Source organism: uncultured Altibacter sp. (genome assembly GCF_963972995.1).
GTDB lineage: Bacteria > Bacteroidota > Bacteroidia > Flavobacteriales > Flavobacteriaceae > Altibacter.
Window position 1 is genome coordinate 73874 of record NZ_CAXAXI010000003.1, and the last position, 24549, is coordinate 98422.

The following is a 24549-nucleotide window of genomic DNA, read 5'->3' on the forward strand; positions in this document are numbered from 1 at the left end:
TATGGATGAGTTAGAATTATTGAAGAAGCAGTGGCAGACCAGGGAGCAGGAGTTTCCTAAATTGTCGTACCAAGACATCTACAAGATGTTGCTTAAAAAGTCTTCTTCCATCGTAAAATGGATCTTCCTAATAAGTATAGGAGAGATCGTTCTGTGGACCGTATTGGCATTTTTAGTCCCGGAATCAAGCAGAGAGATCAATAATGGCATTGGTCTTAAAACTACGTTCATGATTATTAATATTGTTCATTACGCCATTTTTGTTGTGTTCATACTCCTATTCTATAAGAACTACCGCACCATTCAGGTGACAGATTCTATTAAAGATTTAATGGGCAACATCCTTAAAACACGAAGAACAGTAAAATACTTCGTGATCTACAATGTTGGCGTATCTGTATTACTCTTCATTGGTGTTAATATGTTCTACTACACTAAAAAAGATCAACTGTACGAATTAATGACCAGTACATATGAGGGGTACAGTGCGATTCCGCCCGAAAGTTTTACGTCGGTCTTCTTTCTAAGTCAGTTAATAGGTGGCGTAATTATTATTGGACTTTTATTGCTGTTCTATCGATTGATCTACGGAATCTTGCTCCGCCGACTTAAACGCAATTATAACGAACTGGAAAAAATGGAGGTCTAACGGTTTCCGTTTTTTCTGGAGGGAATAGGTCGAGTTAGGAGTTAGGAGTTAGGAGTTAGGAGTTAGGAGTTAGGAGTTTAAAAAAATATTATTACTTAATCTAATAACGCCACTGCCGCTCTTTGTTCAATTCTTCTTCGGTCTTTAGTTCTTCGGCCGGTATTACCTTTAGAAAGGAAGGATGTTGTTCAATAGCATATTCCAGTTTTTCAACAATTTGGTCCATGGTCTCATTCTCATAGTCGATATCTAAAGGTTTTTTGATCTCCATGGACTGAAGAATCCCCTTTTTTCGCACCCGAATACCTTTTTTATCGAAAGAACGTCTAAAGCCGTCGATTACTATTGGGACCACAATAGGTTTGTTTTGCTTGATGATATGTGCTGTCCCGCGCCGAATAGGTTTCCAAGGTTTGGTAGTACCCTGAGGAAAGGTTATCACCCAACCGTCGTTCAAAGCTTTGGAGATGTTACTAACATCGCTCATCTTTACCTGCTTGTTCACTTCCTTCCCTTTTTCCCGCCACGTACGTTCAATACTTACAGAACCGGCATACGCAAGAATCTTAGGTAATAGTCCCGATTGCATGGTTTCTTTGGCGGCCACAAAGTAGATATTGAGTTTTGGGTTCCAGAGATATCCAATGTTCTTGATATTATCCTCCCTTCCACTCAAAGCAGCATTGAAGACATGAAACATGGCCACCACATCGGCAAAATAGGTTTGATGGTTCGACACAAAGAGTACGTTCTTATCGGGCAATCCCTTAATGATCTCGCTACCGTCGATCTCCAATGTGTTGAATCCCTTAAATCGCCTATGGGTAAGCGCGCCAAGTATCCTAATGAGCCAACGCTTCAGAAATAATATATGTCCAAATGGATTTCTTTTAAAAAGCCCCATGTATTAGATTTCAATTTTCTTTATTACAAACTTCAGTTCTAAAAAAACCGAAACACAAAGATACTAAAAATACCCCCTTTACAGTACTTGTCTCAGCAATTCCCGTACTTCGCTCAGCATCATGGCAGTGGCTCCCCAAACCACATGACCGTTGAGCAAAAAGGCCGGAACTTCTATATCTGTCGCATACGAGGTAGTGAGCGTTTTGGTTACCAAAATACTGTCGTCCATAAAATGCCCCAGTGGCACTTCTATAAGCGCTTCCACCTCATCTTCTTGGGGCACGAACAAAGGGGTTTCTGCAGTAATTCCCAAATAGGGTTGTACAAAGAAGTTGCTGGGTGGAATATAGATCTCTGTGAGTTCCTTTAGAACAGCAATGCGATTGGCGGGAATTCCAACTTCCTCTTCCGTTTCGCGAAGGGCAGCATGTTGCAGGGAAGCATCGCCGGACTCCAGCTTGCCACCGGGAAAACCTACTTGAGCCGAATGTACTCCCTTATACGTTTTTCTAAGAATTAAAATTAAATGTGTTTCGAAGGCGTGAGAGGGATAGAATAATGCCATAACGCCTGCCTTGCGAGGTTCCTTTTGCTGTCTGGCTATCGCTTTTAATTCCAGCAAGCGTTCGATAGGCGCCATTTTTAGCTGAATGGATTCTCCGGGAAGTTCCATTTTTGTTACTTTTACAATCCGTTTTTCAAACTCTTGAAAGTGCATTATGAAAAAGTTACTTGTGTTAGGAATTGTTTGTGTGGGGTTACTACAAAGTTGTGAAGATAAGAAAAACAATTCCGAAGAAAAAACCGAAACGACCGTAAAAACACTCTTGGATACCCTCCCTTCGGAAGCTAAAAAAATTGACACTACTGCTGTTTCTGAAGCATCCTCCTACCCCAAGATCACCCAAAAGAACGTTGTGTCTTTCCTTACGGAATATGGTGAAGAACATCCTGAAACAAACGTTCGTATTACCACAAATCACGGTACCATCGATATACAATTGTATGAGGACACACCGCTGCACAGAGCAAACTTTGTATACTTGGTGAAACAGGATTATTTTGACAACACCTTTTTTCATCGGGTGGTCAAGAATTTCATCATCCAAGGCGGCAACAGCGATAACGTGAGTACCCCGCGTAAAAGAAATGCTATAGGAAGTGATTATCTATTGCCGGCAGAGATCGTACCCGGAAGAAAACATACCTACGGTACAGTAAGCGGAGCGAAAGAATATCGCGAGAACCCCGATAAGCAAACGGCTCCCTTTGAGTTTTTTATCTTTTTAGGCCCCCAAACTGCTACAGGGCACCTAAACGGAAATTATACCATCTTTGGCCGCGTAACAAAAGGGATGGATGTGGTTGAAAAGATCGCCAACCTTCCCGCAGACGAAGGCGATTGGCCGCTTCAGAATGTATACATACAGGAGGTTACTGTTGAGTAAGTTCTTTTTTCGTATAAATACTAGGCAACGACAGCTTAAAATACACCGCCAGCAGTCGAATGGTGATCACCACAGCACCCGACAGGATCACAACCCAATTCTCACTAAGGGTAGTTTTTAGTAATATAAAATACGTTACCCCACCTAAAATACAGGCAGTGGCATAGATCTCCTTTCTGAAAATAATTGGGATCTCATTGCACAAGATATCCCGGATCACCCCACCAAAACACGCCGACATGGTTCCCAAGGCGATACAGATAAGCGGAGGGAGATCGGCAGCAAGACCCTTCTCTACACCCACAATAGTATACAAAGCGATCCCAATGGTATCGAACAGGAAAAGCGACCTTCTAATATATCCCAACCAGCGTCTAAAGATCACTGCAAACACTGCCGCCCCTAAGATCACATATACGAAAGTGAGATTGCGCATCCAGGTGATGGGAAAGTCGATAAGCACATCTCGTAGCGTTCCGCCACCCACAGCAGTGACAAAAGCAATGATAAGGATGCCAAAGGGATCCATGCGCTTCTTTAAAGCGGTCAATACGCCGGAGATAGAAAAGGAAATAGTTCCAAGGATATCAATGATCAAAAATAAGCTCACATGTTCTGGGTATAATAGTTATAATCCTTGATCACACGGTCGATAAAAGCGACAGGCTTTTCGTCGATCGTTACGTCCATAACCGAGGCAACCTTTTCAGATAATTTTAAAATTACATTGTGGTTCCCGTTAAAACGGGCTTTATTGAAAACCGTCTTGATGGTCTGTATTTCGGTATCTGTAAAAACCGTTACTTGCGGGTATTTTGGCGTGTAATCATCAGGAAGGTCCATAAGCAAGGTTTCTGAAAAGCTCACCGTTTTCTTTTCCGTGATCACCGTGGTGGTAGCGGCAATATCACCCAGTCGCTGCCCTTTTCCGTTTAAGAGAATGGTGACAGTAGCGACAGCACCGCTGGTGATACTCACATCGATAATTCGAAGCAACCATCGAATAAAATAATTTGAAAAAGCCGGTTTGGATCCGTCCAATTTTACCACCCGTATCTTCATGGCAGCCTTCCCCGGACTTTGACCGTTCCAAAAGGTTTCCCACAATAAATGATATAAGAATATAGGGAGCCCCAAGGTCATAAAAAGCAAAAAGGTAGCATCGTCGTCCAAATAAGATATAGAATCCAAAACCACCATCACACCAATGACATAAATTACAATAAGAACCGAATCGATCAGGTAGGCGAGAATGCGTGCTCCTACTCCCGCTACATTCTGCGAAATGTTTACATTTTGAGCGGTTTCTATTTGAAAATTATCCATTAAATATGTTTCTTTGAAGCGAATCAAATGCCAGACAATGCGCGAGGCTGCCTTTGCGAAACAAAATAAAGATAAATGGTTAAGATTTGAAAGTGTTCTTCGGAATAATGTTCAAATACATCCCGACGAATTAAGTGCGCTCTATCTCGAAATTACCGATCATTTGAGTTATGCACAAACCTTCTATCCTCAAAGCAATACACTACAATATCTCAATGGCCTATCGGTATTGGCGCACCAGAAGATCTATAAGACAAAGCGGGAATCCCGATCACGATTTATCACATTCTACACCCAAGAATTTCCTTTGTTCTTCTCAAGCTATCACAAACAATTGCTCATCGCTTTTATCACCTTTCTTCTTTTTTCACTCATTGGGGCATATTCGGCGGCCACCGATGGGAATTTTGTGCGGCTTATCCTTGGCGACGGTTATGTGAACATGACACTCAACAATATTGAGAAAGGCGATCCTATGGCAGTTTATAAAGACATGAACGAACTCAACATGTTCCTGGGTATTACCATCAATAATATTCGGGTGGCTCTTTTAGCCTTTAGCTTTGGGATCTTCTTAAGTTTAGGCACCTTATTCATCTTAATGCGCAATGCCATCATGCTGGGTTCCTTCCAATATTTCTTCTACGACCAAGGATTACTCTGGGAATCGGCGCGTACCATTTGGATACACGGTACCATCGAGATTTCGGTGATCATTATTGCCGGTTGTGCAGGTCTAGTTCTTGGAAACAGCATTTTGTTTCCGGGAACCTATACTAGAAGACAGTCTTTTGTTCGTGGCACTAAAGACGGTATCAAGATACTGTTGAGTACAATTCCGTTCTTTATTATTGCAGGATTTTTGGAAGGCTTCGTAACGCGCCATACCGAAATGCCGGATTGGCTGGCAATTCTAATCATTGGAGGCTCTTTGTTCCTTATTTTATTCTATTACGTATACTACCCCATAAAACTAAAAAAAGACCATGAGAGATTACGTGCAGTTTAAGCAACAACGCGAGCTAGGCGACATCCTTAGCGATACCTTCAAGTTTTTACGAGGAAACGGAAAGCAACTTTTTGGACTTATTTTCAGAATTGCAGGCCCTGCCTTGGTACTACTCGTGCTTGCGTATGTGTTCTACATGCAAACCGTTTTTGGAAGTGTGGGCTTGGGCAGCTTCGGAATGGGAAACTCCATAGAGAATTTCACCGGCAGCTTTATGATCTCCATATTCGTACTTATCATTTCCGGGATGGCCTATTATGCGCTTCTTTACGGTACCGTACTGCACAGCATTAGATCCTACATAAAGAACGATGGGAAGATTATTAAGGAAGAAGTAACGGCCGGCGTACGCGAACACTTTTGGAGCTTGATGGGTCTAAGTATTTTGGCAGGCTTGATGATTGGTTTTGGCCTCGTTTTCTGCATCGCCCCCGGTATCTATCTTGCAGTGGTCCTTTCAGTAACATTTTCAATTCATGTCTTTGAAAAGAAAGATGTAACAGACAGTATCGGGTATAGTTTTCAACTTATTAAAGGAGAATGGTGGATGACATTTGCCACCTTGTTCGTGATTGTGATCCTGTATTACATTTGTGTAATGATCTTTCAAGTTCCTCAGTACATTTATTTTTTTATTAAAGGTTTCGCAATGGCCGAAACCCTATCAGCAGACCCCACTGAGATGTTCGATTGGATCTATATGGCATTGAGCTCTATTGGTATCATTGCCCAATATTTACTGCAGGCGGTCATTGTGATCACAACGGCACTTATTTATTACAATTTAAACGAAAAGAAACACTTTACAGGAACTTTGGAAACGATTGAATCTTTAGGTGATCGGGAGGTTTAGGCACATGCGAATTCTTTTTACTTTAGCACTCTTTTTATTCTTTGCTTCGGAAATGCAAGCACAGGACTCCCTGGCCGCTACTGAAAAAAAAGTAATTCAGTACGATACAGACAGGGACGTACGTCCTTTGGAACTCAGTAAAGAATCCATCGCCAATTATAAAAAGGACGAAGCTTTCAATTACACCGAAGCAACACCCGATGAAGATAATTGGTGGGAGCAATTCAAACGCTGGTTGGCCGGATTGTGGTTTAAATTTTGGCAATGGCTATTGGGCGACTCCATAAACAGTCCGTTTTGGGGTTTTATCTTAAAGATGCTGCCCTACCTTATCATTGCAGGAATTATTGGGTTCATTATCTGGTTGTTCTACAAGCTAAATCCGGGTGCGAAAATTTTAAAGTCCCAAGAGGCCCCGGATGTTTTCTTTACCGAAGAAGAAGAGATCATAAAGACCGCTGACATTAAAAAGCTTATTCAAAAAGCGCTGGAGCAAAAGGATTACCGCCTGGCAGTGCGGTATTCGTATCTTTTGATCTTAAAGCAATTGAGTGAAGCCCATCTTATCGATTATGAATTCGATAAGACCAACAGCGATTATATAGCCGAATTGGCCTCGGGACCGCTCCACCTTCAGTTTCAAAAAGTCACCAATCTTTACGATTATATATGGTATGGCAGTTTTGCCGTTACCGAAACAGATTATCATGTGGCACAACGCACCTTTCAGAAATTAGAACAACAATTCCCTAAGACCAATGACTAAACTCCAACAGCTGGCATTTTTCGGATTGTTGCTCATGGTAGCCGCATTGGTTTATTTGGAAGCAACGCGACCCATGCCGGTAAATTGGTTTCCCAGCTATACTCAAGAAGACAAAATTCCCTTAGGAACCTATGTCATGCATGATGTCTTGCAAAAAAGGCTTGGAGAAAAACTAGTGGACATGCGGCAGCCTCCGTTCGAAAACCTACGCGACACGACCCTGTCCGGCACCTATTTTTTTGTAAATGACAACCTTTCTTTTGATACGGCAGAACTAGAACGAATGTTTGCTTGGGTGGCCAAGGGGAATACAGTATTTGCTTCAGCGACCTATCATAGCATGCCGTTGTTAGACACGTTACAACTTAACGTTGAGACCGCTTGGCTGCCCGATCAATTAGGAACCGAACCCATGTTGAAACTTGTTAACCCTACATTTACGGCGAAAGGGCCTTATCACATAGAACGGGATCGAGTGATGCGGTATTTTTCTGAAATAGACACACTTTCACATACCGTTTTAGGTGTTAGTCAGCCGTTTAACGACACATTGGAGATCACGCAACCTCTTGTTAATTTCATTAAAGCACCTATTGGAGAAGGAACAATCTATCTACACACCCAACCGGAAGTATTCTCAAATTACTTTCTGCTTACGCAACAGCATGTACGTTATACAGAAGGTTTGCTAGGCTATATAAACGATGGGCGTCCCGTGTTTTGGGACACGCATTACAAATCGGGTAAAAGCATAAACATATCGCCACTATATATCTTGTTCAATAATAAATATTTAAAATGGGCGTATTATATGGTCCTTATGGGTGCACTGCTTTTTGTATTGTTCGAGGGAAAAAGAAAACAACGTAGCATTCCCATTGTAAATCCGGTAACTAACAAAACCTACGAATACACACGAACAATTTCGGGGATGTACTTAGATCAAAGGCAAACACATGAGATCGCCAAAAAGCAGATCTCGCTCTTTTTTGAATACATCCGTACCCGACTCAGGGTCCCCACCGAAAAAACCAACCCACGGTTTTTTGCCGCCGTGGCATCACGAAGCGGTAACAGTCTTGAAGACACCAAAAATCTGTTTACTTTTATGGAAAAGATACAACAGCAAGAACAAACTTCTCAAGAAGAATTATTAGAACTCAACAAACGAATCACTATTTATAAAAAAACACTCGATGGAACATCCTGAAGCAAGCAATGACGAATTGCATTTTAATAATCGTATACCCTTAGACGAACTAAAGGGGGCGGTAGACGGCATCAAAACACAATTGGGAAAGATCATTATTGGTCAGCATGATTTTATTGAGCTTCTTATCGTAAGTCTTTTGGCGCGAGGTCATGTGCTCATTGAAGGAGTTCCCGGAATTGCCAAGACCATTACTGCAAAACTTTTTGCGAAAACATTGCATACCGATTTCAGTCGGATACAATTTACACCGGATCTCATGCCCAGTGATGTTCTAGGGACATCTGTACTGAACATGAAAACCTCCGAATTCGAGTTTAAAAAGGGACCTATCTTTTCAAATGTGGTCTTGATAGACGAGATCAACCGTGCGCCTGCGAAAACACAGGCCGCACTTTTTGAGGTTATGGAAGAACGACAGATCACCATGGACGGACATCAATACAATATGGAATATCCGTTCATGGTCTTGGCAACACAAAACCCTGTTGAACAGGAAGGTACCTATGCCCTTCCCGAAGCCCAGTTAGACCGATTCCTGTTTAAGATAAAAGTGGGCTACCCAAGTTTGACAGATGAAGTAACGATCCTCAAAACACACCACGACAGGAAGTTCGATCTTCCGCAAGAGCAAATTGAAGCCGTGATCACCCCGGAAACCTTGAAGAAGTTTAGATCACAGGTACAGGAGGTCCTTATTGAAGAAAAGATCTTCAATTACATTGCCCAAGTGGTGGACAAGACCAGAAATCACCCGCATCTATATTTGGGAGGTTCCCCCCGCGCATCGTTGGCGATCATGAATGCCTCAAAAGCCTTTGCTGCAATGAGTGGGCGGGATTTTGTAACCCCGGACGATGTGAAGCGATCATTGGCACCTGTATTACGACATCGTATTATACTATCCCCCGAACGTGAAATGGAAGGAATGACACCGGAAACCGTGATCGATATGATCGCACAATCTGTTGAAATACCTCGCTAGTGATCAATTTTATCAAATCCTTGTATCTAAGCGAACGCTTTTTCTATACGCTAAGTGCGATTGCACTCCTATTCCTTCTATCGTATTGGATACCTTCCCTTTATGGTATTGTATGGATTGGTGTGGTGTTCGTAGCGGCCGTTGTGATCATTGAAATGAGTATGCTTTACAGTACCGCAGGACTGCAAGGAGATCGTATATTACCCGAAAAATTCTCAAATAGTGATGAGAATGAAGTGCTGCTTCAGCTAAAGAATGCGTATACCTTTACAGTACATGTTGCCATCGTTGAAGAATTACCGGTGCAGTTTCAGAAGCGAGATTTTTTCAGAAAAGTAACAATTCCGGGTAAGAACAGAAACACACTTTCCTATATCGTCCGACCTGTTGAACGCGGGGAATATATCTTCGGAAATATGAACTGCTATGCCTCCAGTACCTTAGGTATGATTCGCAGACGCTACACTTTTAACAAAGAACAAATGGTGAAAGTGTATCCATCGTTCATACAAATGAAAAAATATGATTTTTTAGCGATCGATAACCGATTGACACATATAGGACTAAAAAAAATTCGAAAGATAGGTCATACTATGGAGTTTGAACAGATCAAGGAATATGTAGCAGGTGATGACGTTCGAACCGTGAACTGGAAAGCTACGGCGAAGCAGGCGAGGTTGATGGTAAATCAGTTTCAAGATGAAAAGATGCAGCCTGTGTACTCCATCATAGACACCAGTAGGGTGATGAAAATGCCATTTAATGGCTTAAAATTGGTCGATTATGCCATTAACAGCTCCTTGGCTTTTTCAAATATCGCATTGAAAAAAGGAGACAAGGTCGGTCTGTTGGATTTCTCACATAAGATCGGGAACTACCTGCCTGCCGTTGCGAAGAAAACATATCTTAATTCAGTTCTTGACACACTTTATAATATAGACTCAACATTCTTGGATTCAGATTTTGGTACCCTTCAGGCCTTTGTGAAACGCCGGATTACCCATAGAAGCCTGCTCCTCTTGTATACCAATTTTGAACACATTTCGGCCTTACACAGGCAACTTCCTTATTTGCTCGCGATTGCGAAGAAACATGTATTAGTAGTGATCTTTTTTGAAAATACCGAGTTAAAAAGTCTGAGCGAGTCAGAAGCTACCACCATTCCTGAAATATTCGACCAAACTATTGCGCAGCAATTTCAGTTCGATAAAAAAGTAATGGTTAGAGAGCTTCAGCAACGCGGCATCCAAACCGTGCTAACGGCTCCGGAGGATCTTACCGTCAACACCATCAATAAATATTTGGAGATCAAGGCTAAGGGCTTGTTGTAATGAGTATACCAAAATTCCAACTTCCAACTTCCTACTTCCAACTTCCAACTTCCTACTTCCTACTTCTTACTTCCAAGAACATACAACTCATCCCGGGCAATCGACAATTGAGCGTTTTTCTTTTTTGCAACAGTAGGTTTTAGTAGAGTTTTGCTTCAGAAGAAATTGTAACTCTAAACATTCACATTATGAAAACGTTATTACTTACACTCACCCTTACTCTAAGCGCCTACATCCTGCAAGCTCAAACTGAAAACGTATCTCCTTCAGAAGGAACCACGCTCACAGTTACTGTACCGGTACAAAGCACGGAAGGACATGTTATTTTCGCACTTTATGATGAGACCACATTCTTAAAACAGCCGCTCATGGGCTTGGAAAGCACCATTGTTGACGGTAAGGCCACGGTCACGTTTACCAGTGTACTTCCCGGCACATATGCTGTTGTACTTTTTCATGACAAAAACGACAATAAACAAATGGATTTTGAAGCCAATGGTATGCCGAAAGAAATGTATGGTGCCTCCAACAATGTACTTTCATTTGGTCCTCCGCAATGGAATGATTCAAAATTTGAGGTGGGCGATGAACCCCTCACCTTCGAAATTATCATGTAAGCTAAGCCTATTTTTGTGTAACGTCCGAAGCATTTACTTCGGACTTTTTTATAGGTAAAATCTTTTTTTGATAAACCATGTAATAGATTTTATCGATACAAAATCGTATCTTTGATCCATAGAAAGTACGATCATGACCATCACCCAATTAAAATATGTACTGGCCGTAGCCGAACATCAAAATTTTACCAAAGCAGCTCAAAAGACTTTCGTGACACAGCCTACGCTGAGTATGCAAATTCAGAAACTGGAAGAAGAATTGAGCATTCAAATCTTCGACCGAACTAAAAAACCCATCGAACTAACTGCCATTGGCAAAAAAATAGTGAATCAGGCTCGTAATATCGTGAACGAAGCCGATAGGATGCAAGATGTGGTAGATCAAGAGAAGGGATTTATTGGAGGTGTCTTCAAACTGGGGATCATTCCTACAGTAATGCCTACCCTGCTTCCTATGTTTTTGAAGAACTTTACAAAACGTTACGGAAAAGTTCAGCTGAAGATCGAAGAACTCACCACCGATGAGATCATCCATAAAATAAAGGACGGACATTTGGATGCGGCCATTGCCGCTACTCCCTTAGAGATCGAAAGCATTAAGGAACGGGTGCTTTATTATGAACCTTTTGTGGGCTATATTCCGGAACATCACCGTTTGTTTGATAAACAAAAAATTGAGGGAAAGGATCTTGATCTTGACGATATTCTTTTATTAGAAGATGGTCACTGTTTTAGGGACGGCGTGGTCAATCTTTGTAAAGCTTCAAAACTGCAGGCCGGTGATTCTTTTCAACTGGAGAGCGGTAGCTTTGAGACTCTTATAAAATTATCTAACGAAGGATTGGGAATGACATTACTGCCGTTTCTTCATACCTTAGACATACCAAATGAACAAAAGAGCTATTTGCGTTATTTTACCGAACCCTCTCCCGCTCGAGAGGTAAGTCTGTTGTATAATAAGAACGAGTTGAAATTACAGATTATCAATGCGTTGTATGAAAGTATTTCCGGGGTGATCCGTGGTGCGATCGCCTTTCAGGATGTGAAGATCATCAGTCCGAAAGCTAAAAACTAAAAAAGGCCCTGTAAACAGGGCCTTTTTTTATGGATTTAAATAGATTAAACATTGATTTAGTTGGGGGTTCTGCTTGATCAAAGAGTCAACCCAGATTTTAAGTTCCTCAATTTCGTAAGGAAGCAATCGTGTCATCGCCTTTTTCAACTCTTTGCAGAACAAATTAACATCAAAACTAACTTTTGCGAGTACAGCTTTTGTGTAGTCAAACATTGCTCTAGCCATAGTTAAATTGAATTTAAAATAGGTTATGTAGTTGTTGTCAATAGGCAGGTAGGTTTTATTACGCTCCTTAAAGATAACAAAAAAATTGATTTGTTATTTCCTATTGATCAAAAATAGGGTGTTAAAATCGGTTGTCCCCATCTAAGAGATCGCCCAATCCCCCTAGAATACTGCCTTCACCTTTATCTTTACCTCCGCCTTGAGGCGCCGATGCCCATACACGTTTCGCCAGTCGGCTAAACGGCAATGATTGAATGTATACCGTTCCGGGACCTGTTAGGGTAGCAAAGAACAGCCCTTCGCCTCCAAACAAGGTGTTTTTAATCCCTCCTACAAACTCTATATCGTAATCCACCGTATGGTCAAAACCAATAATACAGCCAGTATCCACTTTCAATTTTTCTCCCGGGGCCAATTCCTTTGTTGCGGTAGTTCCGCCGGCATGCACAAAAGCCATACCGTTCCCTTCGAGCTTTTGCATAATAAAACCTTCTCCCCCAAAGAGTCCGCGGCCCAATTTGCGTGAGAATTCAATCCCAATAGAAACCCCCTTGGCTGCGCAAAGGAAAGCGTCCTTCTGACAAATAAATTTTCCGTTGAACTTACGCAGGTCAATTGCAATGATCTTCCCCGGATATGGAGAAGCGAAACTTACACGCTTCTTTCCTGGAATCGTATTGTAAAAGGCGGTCATGAACAAACTCTCCCCTGTAAGTAATCGCTTTCCGGCACCAAATATCTTTCCCATGACACTGTTATCACGTGAGGAACCGTCACCAAAGATGGTCTCCATTTTAATTCCGTCATCCATCATCATAAAGCTGCCTGCTTCGGCCACGACTCCTTCATTGGGATCCAATTCGATTTCTACGTATTGCATCTCTTCACCATAGATGCTATAGTCTATTTCATGTGCTTCCATGTTCTCTTATTTTTTGGTTATTGCAACTATTGGTTGATCGAATTTCTGTTTTGTTACAACCGAGGTGTATAACAGTGCTATTCAAAAAGTGACATTCAATTTTTTCTTTTAACGGTCCATTCGAAGTCAAAACTAGACACCTGCTCTCCCTGTGCATTCAATCCTTCAGAATGCATCCAACACGTCACACCTTCTCCGGTCGATAAGGTTTTATCGATCGCCTGTTTGATCTTAAGACCATCGTTACAAGTAAAAGTGATCTTCCCTTTGGCTTTCTTGCTAAAAGAGCCTTTGTTATTCGCCACAAGCATGGAAACCGATGCGTCGCGCTCTTTAATATAAGACATCACCAATGCACCGGTACTCAACTCCGCTGCCATACCTTGTACGGCCCAGAACATGGATTTAAAAGGATTTTGATTGATCCATCTATAGCGGACCGTGGTGGTGCAGTTTGCTTCGGAAATGGATCGAAGACGAACGCCACATAAGAAGGCAGACGGCAATTTAAATAGTAGATACGTGTTAATCTGACTCGGTTTTAAAGGCATTTCTGAAGAATTTTCAGCTAAGATATCACAATTTACGGATACGTATAATATGTTAAAAAAATGTTAATTATAGTACTATGCGTAACATAATACCTTCTTTTAGACATATATTTGTATAGGAAACTAAAAATCATGGAAGCAACTACAACCATTACACATAAGAATCTGGGGGCGTTTATACACCTATCCACATTTCTGAAGTATTTTTTCCCGTTCGCCAATTTTTTTGCTCCACTATTACTTTGGACATTTAATAAGGAGAGTGAATTTGTGGATCATCACGGAAGACAGGCGATCAATTTTCAATTGAGCATTTTTGTGTACACCTTAATGATCGGTCTGCTTTGTTTGCCCTTTTTCTTACTTTTTGTAACAGACTTTGTATCCTTGGTCGATGCTGTAGAACATACGACCCGCGAAATGCATTTTTCCGATATAAGGAACCTTAGCGGATATATTCTATTATTCTTTTTGATCGTATTGCTATTGTTTGGACTTTTTGTCTTAGAACTATACGCAGTCATTTCGGCTACATTACGTGCCGCACAAGGAGAACAGTACAGATACCCTCTATGTATCCCTTTTATTAAAACAACTCCCCGAACCGTTTCGGGACAAAATCAATCAAAATAATGAGCACACTAGTTAGTATTTTATTGGCGATCGTCATGAACACGTTGTCGGGAGGCGGAATGCCTCTGCAAGCAAAAGAGACGTCTTTTGCAGCAAAAGAACTCTGTAAAGAAGCTATGCATACTACAAACACTCAGTGCATCAACAAAAACGAACAGTTATTCACAAAATGTAAAAAAGAGCAGGTGAAGTAAGCCGGTTCATGTCTTTGCTAATCACCTAGACAAGATACCTAACTGCTCCAAATGATTTAAAACAGAAGAGACAGATGAAAATCGAAAACACAAAAGCGCAAATGCGTAAAGGAGTTCTGGAATATTGTATCCTTTCCATTCTTAAGGATGGGGAAGCGTATACAAGCGATATTCTTGAAACCTTAAAAGACGCAAAAATGCTTGTCGTGGAAGGAACCATTTATCCGCTGTTGACCCGTCTTAAGAATGCGGGACTGCTAGCGTATCGATGGGAAGAATCCACCAGCGGACCACCGCGCAAGTATTATGAATTGACCGAGACCGGTAAACTATTTTTAAAAGAACTAAATACCACCTGGAGCGAACTGCAGCAGGCTGTAAATAGAGTAACCAGCGAAAAAACTACAAAATGAACAAGACAGTAAATATAAATCTAGCAGGCACATTTTTCCACATCGATGAAGATGCCTTTGGAAAATTATCACGCTATTTGGACGCGATAAAGAAATCGCTGTCAGATCCTCAGGGAAGTGACGAGATCTTGCGTGACATTGAAGCGCGGATCGCAGAGCTCTTTTCTGAAAAATTAGAAAGCAACGCACATGTTGTTACCCTAAAAGAAGTAGATGCCGTTATTAAAGTAATGGGGCAACCGGAGGATTATATGGTAGACGAAGAGATCTTTGAAGATGTACCTCCCTCATCAAAATCACGAACACGTACCACCTCGTATAAACAACTGTTTCGGGATATCGACAATAAATTTATTTCCGGAGTATCATCGGGATTGGGTCACTATATGGGAATAGACGCTATCTGGATCCGATTGGCGTGGGTATTACTTACGGTATTATCCAGCGGATTCTTTATTGTGATCTATATTCTCTTTTGGATATTGGTTCCCGCTGCCGAAAGCACATCGGATAAATTAAAAATGACCGGAGAGGCCATCAATATATCGAATATTGAAAAAAAGTTTAAAGAAGGATATGATACTGTCGCGGATAAGGTAAAGAACGCAGACTATGACAAATACGGGAAAAAAGTGAAAAGCGGAGCTTCCGGTTTTTTCGATGCTCTCGGTAGTATCCTTCTTACCCTACTTAAGATATTTGTCAAATTTATTGGAGTGATTTTAATTATTATATCCTTATCAACCCTTGTAGGATTGATCGTAGGACTGTTCACATTTGGCTCTATGGATCTATGGGGACATGGAGAGGTGATGGATTACATTTCATTGGTCGATACCACCAATGCGCCACTGTGGCTTATTTCATTGTTAGTATTTTTTGCCGTGGGAATTCCATTCTTTGTGCTCTTCATTCTAGGATTGAAATTACTTATCGATAATTTAAAATCCATAGGGACACCTGCCAAGATTATCTTGCTTGTGGTGTGGTTCTTCAGTATTGTTGGTTTGGGTATTTTAGGAGTTCAACAAGCCTCAGAACAGGCCTATAACGGGGAATTCATTGAAGAATCTACGCTCCCTATACGCACAGGAGATACCCTGCGTCTGGAGATGGCAGCGAACAACCTGTACGAATACACGGTACGACGCAGCGGGGGCGTTGAGATTAAATACGATGAAAATGACGAAAAGATCATCTATTCCAATGACATTAGATTGATCGTTCGTTCTACCAACGATTCGGTAGCGAAAATTGTGATAGAAAAACACGCCGAAGGTCGAAGTCTTCTTGAAGCCAGACAACGCGCAGAGGCAATAAACTATGCGTACAACCTTCAAGGAAATAAACTGCTGCTCGACGGATATTTCTTGACCGGCATCGAAAATAAATACCGCGATCAAGAAGTACAGGTGTTATTATATCTGCCTGTGGGTACGGTTCTTTATGCCGAAGAGAACACCTATTCGTTTCACAGGAATTCTTCCAGCTACCGGGATATTTTGGACAATGGTGATGAATCTCATTATCTGCGCATCTTGAGTAATAAGACCGAATGTTTGGATTGCCCTATGGAAGAAATGGATCCTTCCGAAAGAAATTCTGAAACGGAAAGCGATGATTGGGAACGGGAATTGGAAGAAGAATGGAACGATGAAGACGGTCCGCACGAGATTATTATTGATAAGAACGGTGTAAAGATCAATCCGGGGAGCCATTCAGATTCAATTCAACTAACCATAGATAACTAATTTAAAACCAAACGATATGAAATCATTTAAAATCATAGCCGTACTTTTCATTTCCATTGCGAGTGTCTCCTGTAATTTTGATATTTCACTGGGACAAATTCATGGTGACGGAAATGTGGTTACCGAAGAACGACCTGCTGCCGAAGCATTTGATCAAGTAAAAGGCAGTGCCGGTATCGATGTCTTCCTTACGGAAGGTACCGAACAAAAGATCCTAGTGGAAGCCGATGAGAATCTCCAAGATATCATTACGACCGAAATTACGAATGGAAAACTTTCCGTGGGTGTCGTCAACGGAAAGAATATTGGTCGCTCGAAGGCTAAAAAGGTACACGTAACGTATGTGTCGCTTACAACAATTGCCGCCAGCAGCGGTGCCGATGTGATCGCGAATTCTGTAGTTAGAAGTGAGCGTGTATCCCTGGACGCCAGTAGTGGTGCCGATCTTGAAGCTGAAGTATTTGCTAAGGAGGTCTATGCCGAAACCAGTAGCGGTGCCGACCTGAAAGTTAGCGGAAAAGCATCCAAATTAATTGCAGATGCCTCCAGCGGAAGTGATCTCAATGCAAAGAACCTGTTGGTACTAACCTGCAATGCTGAAGCTTCCAGCGGGGCAGATATTACGGTACATGTAAAGGACGAACTTCGCACCGATGCCAGTAGTGGCGGAGATATTAATTATTACGGCGATCCTACCGCGGTTACTAACAATAGTAGTCGTAGCGGTAACATTCACAAAATGTAACACAAACGGTCTAACCAACCTATAAAACCCCGAAGTTGTTCCATGGCTTAGGGGTTTTATGTTTAATTGATACATCATGAAACTAGTTTATATCCTCGTTATGCTTATTACAACACATGCTACAGCCCAAGTAGCAACATCATCAGAACTCTTCAAGACATTAAAATACAACGACAGCTTATTGTTCGATGTGGCTTTTAATCGTTGCGATCCTGCTCCATTACACCTTCTCATTCGAGAGGATCTGGAATTTTATCACGATCAAGGAGGGATACAGCACTCCAAAAAGGAATTCATGGAAACAATGCAAAAAAATATTTGCGGTAATCCTAATTTTAAATCCCGAAGAGAGCTTGTTCCCGGAAGTTTAAAAGTATTTCCGCTCTATGATAATGGAACGCTATACGGAGCGATACAGATAGGAAGCCATCGTTTTTTCGAAAGTAGGAATGGTGAAAGCGAAACACCGGGAAGCACTGCCTTGTTTACACATCTTTGGTTACTGAAAGACGGTAATTGGCAACTGGCCAGGGTCTTGAGCTATGATCACAAAGCTCCTTAATTTACAATATGACACGGGCGAATCAATTTTTCTGAAAGTGCTGTAATAAATTCAAAAAAGTATCGTTACACTAGCACAAAGAATATCCCCATGAGATCAAATGTAGCTCCGTTCGCAGCCTTGCTTTTTTTAGTTTTTTCTGCCTTGCTTTTCAAAAGCTGTAAATCCAATGATGATGATGCGGCTACCAATGTGAATGCAAATGTGGTGAGCGATCTTCCTGAAGGAACTTGGCGAATCTCCTATTTTTTCAATAACAACGCCGACCATACCAACGAATACATCAGTTTTACTTTCAATTTTAACACAGACAGATCTGTTGAAGCTGCCAACGACATTTTCAGCGAAACCGGAAACTGGGAATACGAAGATGCTTCCAATGATGCTTCAGACGATGATGGAATTGAAAATGACGAGGAACTATTGATATCCTTTACCAATGCAACGCTTTTGGGAGAACTTTCAGACAATTGGCATATCACTTCCGCCAGTGCTACACGAGTCGAGCTTTTTGATGAAAGTTCAGACGGAAATATGCAATTCTTAACCTTCAGTAAGTTGTAAAAAAAATCCGAAGCACATTACGCACTTCGGATTTATTAATTTTAACATGTCAGTATTGCCTTAGGCCGTTACCTCACTTTCAATGCTCACGAGATACCGCTCCGCATCCAAAGCAGCCATACATCCCGTTCCTGCAGCCGTAACCGCTTGACGGTACTCTTTATCCTGCACATCGCCACTTGCAAAGACGCCCGGTTTATTGGTCTTAGTGCTTTTGCCTTTTGTGATGATGTATCCTGTCTCATCCATATCGATCTGCCCTTTAAAGATCTCTGTATTGGGTTTATGCCCAATCGCAATGAACAGGCCGGTGATAGCTATTGTTTCCTTCTCTCCGGTTTCATTGTTCACCATGCGTAAACCTTCCACAACAGTATCTCCCAGAACCTCATCGATCTCTGTGTTGTATCTTAGATCAATGTTTTTGGTAGACGTCACGCGGTGCTGCATTGCCTTTGAGGCTTTCATATGATCTTTACGCACCAACATAGTTACTTTGTTACAAATATTAGCCAAATAGGTAGCTTCTTCGGCAGCAGTATCTCCACCACCTACAATCGCAACGTCCTGACCTTTATAAAAGAATCCGTCGCATACCGCACAGGCCGATACACCGCCGCCGCGTAAGCGTTGCTCACTGGGAAGCCCTAAGTATTTTGCCGTAGCTCCGGTAGAAATAATCACGGTTTCGGCTTCTAATTGTGTGTCGTTGTCCACCGTAATCTTATGGATCCCACCCACCTCATCGCTAAAATCCACGGCGGTCACCATCCCGATGCGCACCTGAGTTCCGAAGCGCTCGGCTTGTTGCTGCAATTGCACCATCATGGTAGGTCCGTCCACACCATCGGGGTATCCGGGGAAATTATCAACTTCGGTAGTGGTGGTCAATTGACCGCCGGGTTCCATTCCGGTATACATCACAGGCTTCAGGTCGGCTCTGGCAGCATAGATCGCAGCTGTATAACCCGCCGGCCCCGATCCAATGATCAAACATTTTATTCTTTCTATGGTATCAGACATAATGTAATTCTTTCTAATAAATTAGTAGACTGCAAAAGTAGCAACTTTCGTTAAAAATAGGATAGTAAATAGTATTAATAATAGGTATTTAATTATTGCTGATTCCTATCGTTTTTCTTCGGAAAAAAACGCCCCGTGGAATCCTTATAGTCCTTATAATCTGAAAAATCCTTTATTAACAGTTTCTCTTCGTAAGATGATTTTAAATAGAGCACAACAATTAAGGCGAAGGCGATAACCAATTTTATAACCGAAACACTGTAGATGGCGAAGGCGATCATGGCGATCAATATACCCAAATAAATAGGGTGACGCACGTACTTATAGATACCGTAAGAAATTAATGCTGCATGCTTCTCTTTCGAAGATATTGGGCTTAAGGAATCACTTAGGTTCAAGATCCCCAAGACAATTACAAAAATCCCTAATCCTACAAACACCAAACAGATATGTGCAAGCCATTGTGGCAATTCAATACCAAAATTGTCTTCCCATGCTATGAAGAACAAAGCAAAAAAGAAGAACTGAACGAGTAGGTATACAATGTCTTTTTTGAGCACGAACCGTAGGAATTCAAATTTCAAGGCATACAAAAATAATATATTTTGCAATTTGAGAAAACAAATAGGACACTAAGTAGCACATAAGGTTCATTAGATAGGATCGCGTGATTTGAGAGGTTTTGAAAGCTGATATATATCATTTTACAAGACCTTTACCGCCACTATTTTTGCGATATAAAAGTCGAAATATATGTGTGCATCCCTTATCACTAAATACAATGTCGCAGGGCCCCGCTATACAAGTTACCCTACCGTTCCGTATTGGGACAATGACAGCTTTTCTTTAAAGCATTGGAAAGAAACCATAATGCAAAGTTTTAAAGAAAGTAACGAATCTCAAGGCATTAGCCTGTACATTCATTTACCTTTTTGTGAAAGCCTATGCACCTTTTGCGGCTGCAATAAGCGAATCACAAAGAATCACGATGTAGAGATCCCTTACTTGAAGTCGGTACTTAAAGAGCTTCAGTTGTATATCGATATGTTTGAAGAGCGCCCCATCATTAAAGAATTACACTTGGGCGGAGGTACTCCTACCTTCTTTACACCTCAAAACCTGCAAATGCTCTTGGAAGGACTTTTCCGAAGAACAAAAAAAGCAGCCAATGCCGACCTTAGCTTTGAAGGTCACCCCAACAATACTACCGAAGAACATTTAGACGTATTAGCGTCCTTTGGATTTACGCGTGTAAGCTACGGCGTACAGGACTATAACGAGACGGTGCAAAAGGCCATCCATCGCATCCAACCGTTCGAAAATGTGAAAAATGTGACCAAAGCAGCACGCAACGCCGGTTTTACCTCAGTAGGGCACGACATTATCTTCGGACTCCCTTTTCAGAAAAAAGAACATATTATTCATACCATAGAGCGCACCAAAGAACTTATGCCGGACCGGATTGCGTTCTATAGCTATGCCCATGTACCGTGGCTCAAAGGAAATGGGCAACGAGGGTTTAAGGAAGAAAACTTACCTTCAGCCGAAGAAAAACGAGTGCAATACGAAACGGGAAAACGCATGTTGCTCGAAGCGGGCTATGTTGAAATTGGCATGGATCACTTCGCTTTGCCAACAGACAGCTTGTACAAAGCTTCGGTATCGAAAACCATTCACAGAAACTTTATGGGATACACCGACTCCAAAACCCAAGTGATGATTGGTTTGGGAGCTTCGGCCATTAGCGACAGTTGGTACGGTTTCGCACAAAACGAAAAAGGTGTGGAGGCGTATCAGGATCTCGTAGAAAAGAATATCATTCCCGTATATCGCGGACATGTACTTACTAAGGAGGACTTAGTGATTCGCAAACACATTCTCAATCTCATGTGTACGCTAGAAACAAATTGGAAGCATCAGGAAGACTATTTTAATGAACTGCCCGATGTATTGGTAAAATTGAAGGAGATCGAGAAGGACGGCTTGATCGAATTTCAAAAAAACGGACTGACAGTCACCGAAAAAGGGCGCCCCTTTGTTCGAAACATTTGCATGGCCTTTGACCTGTTGCTCCAACGAAAGCAACCCGAAACGCGACTATTTTCTATGACGATATAGCGTTTGATTTTTAGTTTAATAGGTAAAAGGGAAGTCAATGACTTCCCTTTTTTTGTATCTAGTAGTAAGATGAATATAACGGTCTATTTTATATCTTTAACTAATGATACATCCAAAGTACGGTCATTATATTCGGCAAATAATCGTTTTTGCGATTATCTGGCTCATTTTTGGAACGTTGTATGCCCTCTTGGAAGTAGGTCTATTAGGAAGTACTACCATTGCATATCCCACCACGGGTATCGATTATTACTTTGGAAATAACATCCTGTATTTCAGCTTAGGAAGTCTCCTCATGGGCGCCGTACAAGGCTCGATAGAAGTCCTCTGGCTTCACAAACAATTTTCAGACAAGCCTTTGTGGGTAAAGATCCTTTGGAAAAGCCTTATTTATTTGTTTCTTATCCTTTTATTCTTATTGGTACTCACCGTAGTCACCAGTTGGGTGAATGCCCCTTCGGGTAGTTTGGATGCTTCTGCAACCGATAGAATACAGGGATTTATGGGTCAATTCTCCTTTTGGTCCATTGTAATTTACGCCGGTGTCACCTTGAACATTGCCTTGATCTTTTCAGATATACAGGAATACATAGGTCGCCGATTGCTCTATAATTTTTTACTCGGAAGATACCACCATCCTAATCAAGAGTGTAGGATCTTCATGTTCTTGGATATGAAATCATCCACCACCATTGCCGAAAATATGGGGCACGCCCAGTATTTCCAACTTATAAAGACCTATTATGCTAATATGACGGATGCCATCCTTGAAACAGCTGGAGAGATCTATCAATATGTTGGGGATGAAATTGTGATCTCTTGGCCCGAAAAAAAAGGGCTCTATAAGAGCAATTGTATCCAATGTTTTTACAAAATTGAGAAAGACCTGTATAGAAATCGTCAAAAGTATATGGAAGAGTTTGGCATTGTCCCATCCTTTAAAGCGGGTTTTCACATTGGAGAGGTCACTACCGGAGAGATCGGGATTATTAAGAAGGACATCATCTATACGGGTGATGTCCTCAATACAACTGCCAGAATACAAGCCCAGTGCAATACCTACGATGCCAAGGCATTGATCTCGGAAGCATTGATGAACAAACTTCCGGCGTCCTCCTCCTTTACGTTTACCAAACTGGGTAAACTAAAACTTCGGGGAAAGAAAGATGACATCTTATTATATCGCATCGAGCTTTAAAAAGAAGTCAACGCCCTAACATGTTATTTTTTCTTATCGCTTTTTACCATGTTGAGAACAACTAGAATCATCACGGTGCAAACCACGCCAAAAACAACAATAATGGCAGTGCCCATGCCCCAATCCACTAAAGGTATATTTGTTAAGATCATAGGTAATTATTTTAAAGGTTGATAGTTAGGCGTTGTCGCTTTGGACATAGCCGGTGAATGACAATTATAATCTGCAGAGACACTTTCCACCACGGGCGTAGGAGAAATATAGGGTATACCCAATCCCAAACCGCGCACAACAAACAAACAGCCCATAAGCACAACAAATACGGGAATGGATTTGCGTATGTATTGACGTACCTTACCGCTAAGAAAATTTCCGAAATAAATGGCGGTGGTCATCAAGGGGATCGTTCCAAAACCAAAAACAGCCATGTACAAACTTCCTTCCAACGCATTTCCCGAAGCGATCGCTCCAAAAACGGCCATATAAACAAGTCCGCAAGGCAAAAATCCATTTAAGAAACCTATGGTTAAAAAGGTGTCCGGACTCCGCTTTTTCAACGCAGTTCCCAAATGGTTTTTAACAGATGAGATCGCTTTGAAAATGGGTTTTGAAAAGTTATATCTGCTAACAGTTCGGTAAGGCAAGAGGATCACCAAGATCATTAAAAGTCCCACAACAATAGACAATTGCTGCTGCATTCCGAAGAGATAAAAACTTTTTCCCAGCAATCCAAAAAGCAGTCCTATGATCCCGTATGAGAGTAGTCGACCCATGTGGTACAGCGCGATCTGCCCCGATTTTTTCACGGGATTTGCGCGGTCTACCGGCAATAAAAAGGCAATGGGTCCGCACATGCCAACGCAGTGAAAACTACCCAAAAGCCCAAAAATTAAAGCCGATACAAACATATTAGTAGGTTATTTCTGCTTTGTATAAATAGTTCTTTCCATTATAGGTCATTGCCATAGTAATGTTCCATCGACCGTCCAAAAAGCGTTCGTCAGGTATGAGCAAATTTGATCCGGACACTTCAATCGGAAGATCGAAATCCAGTTGCTTATTAGACGGTCTGTATAGGAACACTGTGCCCTTCAATTTCGGTATATCCATGTCGTCCGGAAATGTAAGTTGCCAGCCTTCTGCTACCTTGGTTCCCACAATTCCTTTGGAAAAATCCTTCAAGTTCGTTTCGGCATCGATCTCTTGTTGATAGGCGAGTTCCTTCTTGTAATACTCTTCCGTGACAAGGTCGTAATCGTATCGGTCATCTGTACTCATGGTAATCACCATGAACATAATGAATGCTATAAATAGTACCATTCCTATCGCTAATCCTGTTCCCCAGTTTATTTTCATAGTAGTATGCGTCTTTAGACGCTGCATTAGTTAAACTTCTTTATTTGGGCGTGCCCCGCTGTCGCCGGTCTTGTGACCTGTCTCCATCGGGTCGGGCTATCGCTGCAATTCCTCACCGC

At 41.6% G+C, this 24549-nt stretch carries 31 protein-coding genes; 19 read left to right on the forward strand and 12 right to left on the reverse strand.

The genetic code is table 11. The features are described 5' to 3' along the window. Position 1 precedes the first annotated feature (1 nt). Entirely contained in the window at positions 2-649 is a 648-nt protein-coding gene (locus tag AACZ11_RS02055) for a hypothetical protein (protein WP_290627618.1), read from the forward strand. A 100-nt stretch (positions 650-749) separates the two neighbouring features. Here the strand turns inward: AACZ11_RS02055 and AACZ11_RS02060 are convergent, their stop codons facing one another. Both AACZ11_RS02060 and AACZ11_RS02065 read right to left on the reverse strand, forming a co-directional pair. Then, entirely contained in the window at positions 750-1553 is an 804-nt protein-coding gene (locus AACZ11_RS02060; protein WP_290627620.1) for a lysophospholipid acyltransferase family protein, read from the reverse strand. Between the two features lie 78 nt (positions 1554-1631). Beyond that, positions 1632-2273 carry a CoA pyrophosphatase gene (locus tag AACZ11_RS02065; protein WP_290627622.1) on the reverse strand — a complete coding sequence of 214 codons (642 nt, stop codon included), beginning with the start codon at positions 2271-2273 and terminating at the stop codon, positions 1632-1634. A 1-nt stretch (position 2274) separates the two neighbouring features. Between AACZ11_RS02065 and AACZ11_RS02070 the strand changes: the two genes are divergently transcribed. Further along, positions 2275-3003 (forward strand): peptidylprolyl isomerase, encoded by a 729-nt coding sequence (locus AACZ11_RS02070; RefSeq protein ID WP_290627623.1) that lies wholly within the window; start codon positions 2275-2277, stop codon positions 3001-3003. Here AACZ11_RS02070 and AACZ11_RS02075 read toward each other — a convergent pair. Both AACZ11_RS02075 and AACZ11_RS02080 read right to left on the reverse strand, forming a co-directional pair. Next, on the reverse strand, positions 2990-3613 hold the full coding sequence (locus AACZ11_RS02075) for a trimeric intracellular cation channel family protein (RefSeq protein ID WP_290627624.1): 624 nt from the start codon (positions 3611-3613) through the stop codon (positions 2990-2992). The two genes, AACZ11_RS02070 and AACZ11_RS02075, sit on opposite strands and share 14 nt — an antisense overlap. Continuing rightward, positions 3610-4329, reverse strand: a complete 720-nt coding sequence (locus tag AACZ11_RS02080) for an RDD family protein (RefSeq protein WP_290627627.1) — start codon at positions 4327-4329, stop codon at positions 3610-3612. Before AACZ11_RS02080 ends, AACZ11_RS02075 begins: the two co-directional genes overlap by 4 nt. Before the next feature lie 37 nt (positions 4330-4366). Between AACZ11_RS02080 and AACZ11_RS02085 the strand changes: the two genes are divergently transcribed. The 8 genes from AACZ11_RS02085 to AACZ11_RS02120 all read left to right on the forward strand — a co-directional run bounded on the left by AACZ11_RS02085 (position 4367) and on the right by AACZ11_RS02120 (position 12175). Then, positions 4367-5338: a stage II sporulation protein M gene (locus AACZ11_RS02085; RefSeq protein WP_290627802.1), complete on the forward strand. Its 972-nt coding sequence runs from the start codon at positions 4367-4369 to the stop codon at positions 5336-5338. After that, entirely contained in the window at positions 5316-6191 is an 876-nt protein-coding gene (locus tag AACZ11_RS02090; RefSeq protein ID WP_290627629.1) for a hypothetical protein, read from the forward strand. Before AACZ11_RS02085 ends, AACZ11_RS02090 begins: the two co-directional genes overlap by 23 nt. Positions 6192-6195: 4 nt before the next feature. Further along, positions 6196-6957 carry a DUF4129 domain-containing protein gene (locus tag AACZ11_RS02095; RefSeq protein WP_290627631.1) on the forward strand — a complete coding sequence of 254 codons (762 nt, stop codon included), beginning with the start codon at positions 6196-6198 and terminating at the stop codon, positions 6955-6957. Beyond that, on the forward strand, positions 6950-8167 hold the full coding sequence (locus AACZ11_RS02100; RefSeq protein WP_290627632.1) for a DUF4350 domain-containing protein: 1218 nt from the start codon (positions 6950-6952) through the stop codon (positions 8165-8167). The genes AACZ11_RS02095 and AACZ11_RS02100 overlap by 8 nt, the downstream gene beginning before the upstream one ends. After that, positions 8154-9152, forward strand: coding sequence for a MoxR family ATPase (locus tag AACZ11_RS02105; RefSeq protein ID WP_290627634.1), 999 nt, complete (start codon positions 8154-8156; stop codon positions 9150-9152). The genes AACZ11_RS02100 and AACZ11_RS02105 overlap by 14 nt, the downstream gene beginning before the upstream one ends. Then, on the forward strand, positions 9152-10483 hold the full coding sequence (locus AACZ11_RS02110) for a DUF58 domain-containing protein (RefSeq protein ID WP_290627636.1): 1332 nt from the start codon (positions 9152-9154) through the stop codon (positions 10481-10483). The genes AACZ11_RS02105 and AACZ11_RS02110 overlap by 1 nt, the downstream gene beginning before the upstream one ends. 188 nt (positions 10484-10671) lie before the next feature. Then, positions 10672-11100: a DUF2141 domain-containing protein gene (locus tag AACZ11_RS02115; RefSeq protein WP_290627638.1), complete on the forward strand. Its 429-nt coding sequence runs from the start codon at positions 10672-10674 to the stop codon at positions 11098-11100. A gap of 133 nt (positions 11101-11233) precedes the next feature. Next, positions 11234-12175 (forward strand): hydrogen peroxide-inducible genes activator, encoded by a 942-nt coding sequence (locus tag AACZ11_RS02120; RefSeq protein WP_290627640.1) that lies wholly within the window; start codon positions 11234-11236, stop codon positions 12173-12175. 27 nt (positions 12176-12202) lie between these two features. Here AACZ11_RS02120 and AACZ11_RS02125 read toward each other — a convergent pair whose 3' ends face one another. The 3 genes from AACZ11_RS02125 to AACZ11_RS02135 form a co-directional block, all read right to left on the reverse strand. Continuing rightward, positions 12203-12400, reverse strand: coding sequence for a hypothetical protein (locus AACZ11_RS02125; RefSeq protein WP_034258752.1), 198 nt, complete (start codon positions 12398-12400; stop codon positions 12203-12205). A gap of 121 nt (positions 12401-12521) precedes the next feature. Next, positions 12522-13322, reverse strand: coding sequence for a TIGR00266 family protein (locus tag AACZ11_RS02130; protein WP_290627643.1), 801 nt, complete (start codon positions 13320-13322; stop codon positions 12522-12524). Positions 13323-13417: 95 nt separating this feature from the next. Beyond that, the gene (locus tag AACZ11_RS02135; protein WP_290627646.1) at positions 13418-13873 is read right to left on the reverse strand and encodes a DUF4442 domain-containing protein; all 456 of its coding nucleotides are present in this window, start codon (positions 13871-13873) and stop codon (positions 13418-13420) included. Positions 13874-14005: 132 nt separating this feature from the next. Between AACZ11_RS02135 and AACZ11_RS02140 the strand changes: the two genes are divergently transcribed. From AACZ11_RS02140 to AACZ11_RS02170, 7 genes are all read left to right on the forward strand, one after another. Continuing rightward, positions 14006-14506: a DUF4870 domain-containing protein gene (locus AACZ11_RS02140; RefSeq protein ID WP_290627648.1), complete on the forward strand. Its 501-nt coding sequence runs from the start codon at positions 14006-14008 to the stop codon at positions 14504-14506. Continuing rightward, complete coding sequence (locus AACZ11_RS02145) at positions 14506-14700, forward strand: hypothetical protein (protein ID WP_290627650.1); 195 nt, start codon at positions 14506-14508, stop codon at positions 14698-14700. The genes AACZ11_RS02140 and AACZ11_RS02145 overlap by 1 nt, the downstream gene beginning before the upstream one ends. Before the next feature lie 74 nt (positions 14701-14774). Further along, positions 14775-15113: a PadR family transcriptional regulator gene (locus tag AACZ11_RS02150; RefSeq protein ID WP_034258757.1), complete on the forward strand. Its 339-nt coding sequence runs from the start codon at positions 14775-14777 to the stop codon at positions 15111-15113. Next, positions 15110-16864 carry a PspC domain-containing protein gene (locus AACZ11_RS02155; protein WP_290627652.1) on the forward strand — a complete coding sequence of 585 codons (1755 nt, stop codon included), beginning with the start codon at positions 15110-15112 and terminating at the stop codon, positions 16862-16864. The genes AACZ11_RS02150 and AACZ11_RS02155 overlap by 4 nt, the downstream gene beginning before the upstream one ends. 16 nt (positions 16865-16880) lie before the next feature. Then, positions 16881-17609, forward strand: a complete 729-nt coding sequence (locus AACZ11_RS02160) for a head GIN domain-containing protein (protein ID WP_339831335.1) — start codon at positions 16881-16883, stop codon at positions 17607-17609. A gap of 76 nt (positions 17610-17685) precedes the next feature. Further along, a complete protein-coding gene (locus tag AACZ11_RS02165) occupies positions 17686-18171 on the forward strand; it encodes a nuclear transport factor 2 family protein (RefSeq protein WP_290627656.1) in 486 nt (161 codons plus the stop codon). 90 nt (positions 18172-18261) lie between these two features. Then, positions 18262-18735, forward strand: a complete 474-nt coding sequence (locus tag AACZ11_RS02170; protein ID WP_290627658.1) for a hypothetical protein — start codon at positions 18262-18264, stop codon at positions 18733-18735. Between the two features lie 60 nt (positions 18736-18795). Here the strand turns inward: AACZ11_RS02170 and trxB are convergent, their stop codons facing one another. Together trxB and AACZ11_RS02180 are read right to left on the reverse strand one after the other, a co-directional pair. Beyond that, on the reverse strand, positions 18796-19758 hold the full coding sequence (gene trxB / locus AACZ11_RS02175) for a thioredoxin-disulfide reductase (RefSeq protein ID WP_290627660.1): 963 nt from the start codon (positions 19756-19758) through the stop codon (positions 18796-18798). A 92-nt stretch (positions 19759-19850) separates the two neighbouring features. Continuing rightward, a complete protein-coding gene (locus AACZ11_RS02180; protein ID WP_290627662.1) occupies positions 19851-20318 on the reverse strand; it encodes an isoprenylcysteine carboxylmethyltransferase family protein in 468 nt (155 codons plus the stop codon). Positions 20319-20511: 193 nt separating this feature from the next. On the opposite strand from AACZ11_RS02180, the gene hemN reads away from it, so the two are divergent. Beyond that, the gene (hemN, locus tag AACZ11_RS02185; protein WP_290627664.1) at positions 20512-21876 is read left to right on the forward strand and encodes an oxygen-independent coproporphyrinogen III oxidase; all 1365 of its coding nucleotides are present in this window, start codon (positions 20512-20514) and stop codon (positions 21874-21876) included. 103 nt (positions 21877-21979) lie between these two features. Further along, positions 21980-23074 carry an adenylate/guanylate cyclase domain-containing protein gene (locus AACZ11_RS02190; RefSeq protein WP_290627666.1) on the forward strand — a complete coding sequence of 365 codons (1095 nt, stop codon included), beginning with the start codon at positions 21980-21982 and terminating at the stop codon, positions 23072-23074. A gap of 23 nt (positions 23075-23097) precedes the next feature. On the opposite strand, the gene AACZ11_RS02195 is transcribed toward AACZ11_RS02190, so the two are convergent. From AACZ11_RS02195 to AACZ11_RS02205, 3 genes are read right to left on the reverse strand one after another with little or no spacing between them, the layout of a single operon-like run. Beyond that, a complete protein-coding gene (locus AACZ11_RS02195; RefSeq protein ID WP_290627668.1) occupies positions 23098-23226 on the reverse strand; it encodes a hypothetical protein in 129 nt (42 codons plus the stop codon). Positions 23227-23232: 6 nt separating this feature from the next. Beyond that, positions 23233-23982: a sulfite exporter TauE/SafE family protein gene (locus AACZ11_RS02200; RefSeq protein ID WP_290627670.1), complete on the reverse strand. Its 750-nt coding sequence runs from the start codon at positions 23980-23982 to the stop codon at positions 23233-23235. A 1-nt stretch (position 23983) separates the two neighbouring features. Continuing rightward, positions 23984-24457, reverse strand: coding sequence for a FixH family protein (locus tag AACZ11_RS02205; RefSeq protein WP_339831340.1), 474 nt, complete (start codon positions 24455-24457; stop codon positions 23984-23986). Between the last annotated feature and the right edge of the window lie 92 nt (positions 24458-24549).